Origin of the sequence: Blautia sp. HCP3S3_H10_2, from assembly GCF_052122375.1 — a bacterium.
GTDB lineage: Bacteria > Bacillota > Clostridia > Lachnospirales > Lachnospiraceae > Blautia_A.
In genome coordinates, this window is the sequence record NZ_JBQKCL010000032.1 from 1 (window position 1) to 3,940 (window position 3,940).

At 36.8% G+C, this 3,940-nt stretch carries 9 protein-coding genes; 1 reads left to right on the forward strand and 8 read right to left on the reverse strand.

Annotated elements, in window-relative coordinates; genetic code table 11:
- From ACTQWB_RS18460 to ACTQWB_RS18470, 3 genes are all read right to left on the reverse strand, one after another.
- Positions 1-621, reverse strand: a 621-nt coding sequence (locus ACTQWB_RS18460; protein WP_441502897.1) for a tyrosine-type recombinase/integrase, incomplete at its 3' end; no start/stop codon positions are given.
- The gene (locus ACTQWB_RS18465) at positions 618-809 is read right to left on the reverse strand and encodes a hypothetical protein (RefSeq protein ID WP_441502896.1); all 192 of its coding nucleotides are present in this window, start codon (positions 807-809) and stop codon (positions 618-620) included. The genes ACTQWB_RS18460 and ACTQWB_RS18465, both read right to left, overlap by 4 nt.
- A gap of 167 nt (positions 810-976) precedes the next feature.
- A complete protein-coding gene (locus ACTQWB_RS18470; RefSeq protein ID WP_216419168.1) occupies positions 977-1,255 on the reverse strand; it encodes a hypothetical protein in 279 nt (92 codons plus the stop codon).
- 337 nt (positions 1,256-1,592) lie between these two features.
- Here ACTQWB_RS18470 and ACTQWB_RS18475 point away from each other — a divergent pair, with 337 nt between their 5' ends.
- Complete coding sequence (locus ACTQWB_RS18475) at positions 1,593-1,820, forward strand: helix-turn-helix domain-containing protein (protein WP_441502895.1); 228 nt, start codon at positions 1,593-1,595, stop codon at positions 1,818-1,820.
- Positions 1,821-2,110: 290 nt separating this feature from the next.
- Here the strand turns inward: ACTQWB_RS18475 and ACTQWB_RS18480 are convergent, their stop codons facing one another.
- The 5 genes from ACTQWB_RS18480 to ACTQWB_RS18500 form a co-directional block, all read right to left on the reverse strand.
- Positions 2,111-2,254 carry a hypothetical protein gene (locus ACTQWB_RS18480; RefSeq protein ID WP_441502894.1) on the reverse strand — a complete coding sequence of 48 codons (144 nt, stop codon included), beginning with the start codon at positions 2,252-2,254 and terminating at the stop codon, positions 2,111-2,113.
- On the reverse strand, positions 2,251-2,466 hold the full coding sequence (locus tag ACTQWB_RS18485; protein ID WP_441502893.1) for a hypothetical protein: 216 nt from the start codon (positions 2,464-2,466) through the stop codon (positions 2,251-2,253). Before ACTQWB_RS18485 ends, ACTQWB_RS18480 begins: the two co-directional genes overlap by 4 nt.
- 214 nt (positions 2,467-2,680) lie before the next feature.
- The gene (locus ACTQWB_RS18490) at positions 2,681-3,346 is read right to left on the reverse strand and encodes a hypothetical protein (RefSeq protein ID WP_441502892.1); all 666 of its coding nucleotides are present in this window, start codon (positions 3,344-3,346) and stop codon (positions 2,681-2,683) included.
- 77 nt (positions 3,347-3,423) lie between these two features.
- The gene (locus ACTQWB_RS18495; protein ID WP_441502891.1) at positions 3,424-3,621 is read right to left on the reverse strand and encodes a hypothetical protein; all 198 of its coding nucleotides are present in this window, start codon (positions 3,619-3,621) and stop codon (positions 3,424-3,426) included.
- Between the two features lie 17 nt (positions 3,622-3,638).
- Complete coding sequence (locus ACTQWB_RS18500) at positions 3,639-3,827, reverse strand: hypothetical protein (RefSeq protein ID WP_441502890.1); 189 nt, start codon at positions 3,825-3,827, stop codon at positions 3,639-3,641.
- Positions 3,828-3,940: the final 113 nt, after the last annotated feature.

Genomic DNA, 3,940 nt, shown 5'->3' on the forward strand with positions numbered 1-3,940 from the left:
TATACCTGAATAATCATCCATGCACTGATGACCGGAAAGCGTGCACTGTATCGGCGGAAGCCATGCACTGAAACGCCGTGCAGTGTGCTCTATCTGGTCGGTATATACAATTCCAATATAACGCTGTGTAATGGCAGCAGAACTATGTTGGAGCAGTCGTTGGACTAAAGTAATATCATAGTCATTCTTTTTGTAAATTTCCGTTGCATACCACTTTCTGAAAGAGTGTGTGCCGATTCCCTCAAATCCAAGGTAATCACAGACAAGGGCAAGTTGTTTACTGATTGCACGTTCAGTCAGATTAAAAATCCTTTCAGTTTTTCTGATTCCATTTCTCAAACAGTAATTTTCAATATACTGCTGAATAACAAGGGGAACTGTAAAAACTCGTTTCTTTTTTGTTTTCTGTTCTGTTATCTCTAATCTGTATCTGTCGCCATCCCTCACAATATCTGAGAGCCGCAGGCTCAGAATATCAGATATTCTAAGCCCCAGATTTCCCTCTAAGACAAGAGCAGTTGCGATTCTCTCATTAGGACGGCAGCCGCAGAATCCTTCTCTCATGGTCTGAATGATTTCCTTGTATTGTTCTGTGGTAAGAACGATTGTTCTCTTATTCATTTTTTATTATTCCCTTTCATCTTTTCCAATTCTTCAACACAAGTATTGATACGATTGTTTACATCTTCCAAGAGTAAACTGATTGTGTTTCCCTCTGGAAAGAAGTGTTCATTGTCAAGTGCGATACAAGCAACATCAAGAAAACTGCTGCATCTGTTCAATGTGTCTTGGATTTTACAGAATTTCATTTGCGGTTCCTCCTTAAAAGTTCTTATTTTGTGAATGAATAGTTCCATATTTTCTACAAATTTCTGACAAGCCGCAGAAACAATGGATTTTACAGTTCCTAATTCTTATATTTTAGGAACTTTTCTCTCTTGGCTAATTTTTTAAGCCAAGAGAGAAGAAGATTCCGTTATGCACTGATTGAAAAACGTCTTGAACGAGTCTGACGAAGAAAAGCGGTGTAAAGATTCTCGTAAACTTTTTTAAATTCTTTGGAATTAAATTTAGAAGTAAGAACCTCTGTCCATCTGACTGTGTAGCGGTCTGTGGAAAGGCTTTCCACTTTTCTCTCTGCCATCTCATTTTTGAGGTTATCTTTTAGTCCGTCCACAATTCCTTTCACTTCATCTAAAAGTGCCTCATATTCCATGATTTCTTCTACTGTTGCATTGATTTTTTCGTTTGTCATAATTGTTGTCCTCTTTTCTTTTGACATTGATGAGAGGTTCAAGTGGTGGTGGGCTGTTTAAGTATCTAGCGTTCTACTCAGTGCGTCCCAGTCTCCCTTATCCCTTTCCACTCTGACCTTGTATTCTTGGTTTCGGCTTTCGCTTACTTTCGTCTATCCTTGACTTGTTCCTCTCTCTTAACTTGTCTTTATTATAGCACTATATATTAGTGCAGTCTATTGACAAAAACACCAAAATATAGTGCTATAAAACACTTGAAATTAGTGCAGTATTTACACTGGAAATTGGTGCAAATATATGATATTATTAAGCAAAATGGAGAAGGAGGACTTTAAAATGGCTCTCAGATATAAAATAGATATTATGGCAGAGTTGAAAAAAAATGGTTATACTTCCACAAGAATAAGAGAAGAGAAGCTAATTGGACAATCATATCTTCAACAGATAAGACATAATGAGTTAGTGTCTTGGAAAACTATAGACACGCTTTGTAGGCTCTTGAATTGTCAAGTGGGGGATTTAGTTGAATACGTGGCAGAGGACACGCCAAAAGCCTCAGAATAGCTTTTTAGCACGTTCCAAGAGGAAATGAAAGGAGATTGCGGCAGCAGTCGCTTAAAGGAGACAGAAGAGCAGCAGGCCGCTATTAACAGGGGGCGCCCTTTTCGGGAATTGCAACTTTTGCAACGATTTTTGCAATATGTAGTGGTCAACTGTCCTAGCAAGAGCGATTTTCATTCCAGATCACGAGGCTCTTGGCTCTGAACACAAAAAAACTCTGTCGAAAATATCGGCAGAGAAACGCAAAAAAAGGCAAGCTAAAAGGACAACCGTCCTTTCATAGCTTGCCTTTATTACTTCCAGTTTTTTAGTATATCATCAAGAGCCATGTCTAAAGCCTCTTTCAGACTGACTTCCATTATGTGAAAAATCTCATTTTCAAGAATAGATTCATCATCTTTCCCCTTTTTCTTCTTCCTCTTTCTTTCCTCGCTCATTTTTTAATTTTTACCTCGCTTGAAATTTTGATGTTAGAAACTGCTTCTTTTGCGTCAAGTTGTTTTGCATATCTCAGCTTTACTTGATTATGCGCATCCGCAAGCGTCCACGCAGCTCTATCTTCGTCTGTTGGCTTTTTGCCATTCATAAATGCTTCTCTGAACATCTTTTCTCTTGCAATGTCACGTTCTATCATTTCAACATATGTCATAATTAAAAATCTTCCTTTCATTTTATACTAAGGGATTTTTTATCGTGAGCGTAGCGATACGATAAAAAAGACCGCTAAGGCTCCCGTCCCTATCTTTCTACTATTATTCAAAAATCCAACTATACGATTAATGTGATTTGTCCAAAGGCTTTTTTAAGTCAACCTTTTAACATTTAAGAAATATATAAAATATCTCTGCTGTTAATAGCATGACTTAAATTTGTTCTGAATACGCTTTCTCAAAACTTTCATTAGTCAATGCTATCAGCTTGCGAATTTGCGGCATTTCAATGGCATTCGCTTGTATAATTCCTTGTTTACGTGGAAAACCGCCATATTTCAGTTTGATTCGAGCGCAGACATAACGCAGATTTCCAAGTTCTTTTTTAGTCTGTTCTTTCCACTCCCAGTAATCATGCCATGCTTCAAGGTATTCTTCATGTTCAGCAGTTCGATAATTGCCATCACTCGCAAAGTAGTAAATAAACTCTGTATCACTTTTAGAATAGAAATATACATCAAATAGTTTTCGTTCATATCCTGCAATAGTTTGTCTTGAAATATGTTTGCCTTTATCTTCGAGAAGCATCGCTTTTTCTTCATCTGGTTTTGCCATAAATAATTCATCATTTAAACAATAATAATAAAGATTGCGCAGTTTCTCAAAATCTGTGTTCTTATCAAATTTTAAAACGTCCATGCAGAACTCTTGAAAGGGACTGGGAATTTTTTCTATTTTGAAAGTGGCTTTACTTCCTCTACCTTGAATAGAATAGAGAATGTGTCTGCGTTCAAGTTTGCGTTTGATGGCTTGGCGCTTAGATGAACCGCCAATAATTGCTGCAAGTTCTGAAATTGAATAAGTTTTTTCTTCTAACATATTATTTAACCTTTCTGAGTCAACCTATTAACACTGGAATAATAAACAATAAATATCTCTACTGTTAAATACATGACTTAAAAATCTAAGTACATTTCAATGATTTCTTCATCACTCATGGAAGATAAGCTGTCAAAAAGAGTCTCTGTCCACAGACCTGTTTTTTCGTACTGTTCAAGTAACTTTTCCGCAGCGTATTCTGCTTTTGTAATTCCTAAAACAGTTTCAATAGATTCTAATTCGTTGATTTTCTCATTTCTCTTTGTGTTGTTCATGTTCAACTCTCCTTTATTTATAAATCTAAAAAAATATTAATTACTTCCTCATCTGACTTAGGCGCAAGTTCTTCTTCGAGAACATCTTCCCGAAATCCTGCGGCTACAAAAAAATCAAAGACTATATCTCTAGCAGCTTCTGCAATGCTACAATCAAACTCGTTTGCGTACTCTTCTAATTCCTCAAAACGTAAATCTCTGTTCATTTTATAATGTACCCATAACAGTGGACACACGAATTAGTGTAGTACCCTTTTTTCGGACACCCACACAAGACGTGACCCTGTTCTTAAACACCGTTCCCATGTGAACCCTTTTT

Bases quoted from the DNA above. Each gene is read 5' to 3' on its own strand.
- ACTQWB_RS18495 (WP_441502891.1), bottom strand. From the start codon at position 3,621: ATGAACAACACAAAGAGAAATGAGAAAATCAACGAATTAGAATCTATT.
- ACTQWB_RS18470 (WP_216419168.1), bottom strand. From the start codon at position 1,255: ATGACAAACGAAAAAATCAATGCAACAGTAGAAGAAATCATGGAATAT.
- ACTQWB_RS18500 (WP_441502890.1), bottom strand. From the start codon at position 3,827: ATGAACAGAGATTTACGTTTTGAGGAATTAGAAGAGTACGCAAACGAG.
- ACTQWB_RS18465 (WP_441502896.1), bottom strand. From the start codon at position 809: ATGAAATTCTGTAAAATCCAAGACACATTGAACAGATGCAGCAGTTTT.
- ACTQWB_RS18485 (WP_441502893.1), bottom strand. From the start codon at position 2,466: ATGACATATGTTGAAATGATAGAACGTGACATTGCAAGAGAAAAGATG.
- ACTQWB_RS18475 (WP_441502895.1), top strand. From the start codon at position 1,593: ATGGCTCTCAGATATAAAATAGATATTATGGCAGAGTTGAAAAAAAAT.
- ACTQWB_RS18480 (WP_441502894.1), bottom strand. From the start codon at position 2,254: ATGAGCGAGGAAAGAAAGAGGAAGAAGAAAAAGGGGAAAGATGATGAA.
- ACTQWB_RS18490 (WP_441502892.1), bottom strand. From the start codon at position 3,346: ATGTTAGAAGAAAAAACTTATTCAATTTCAGAACTTGCAGCAATTATT.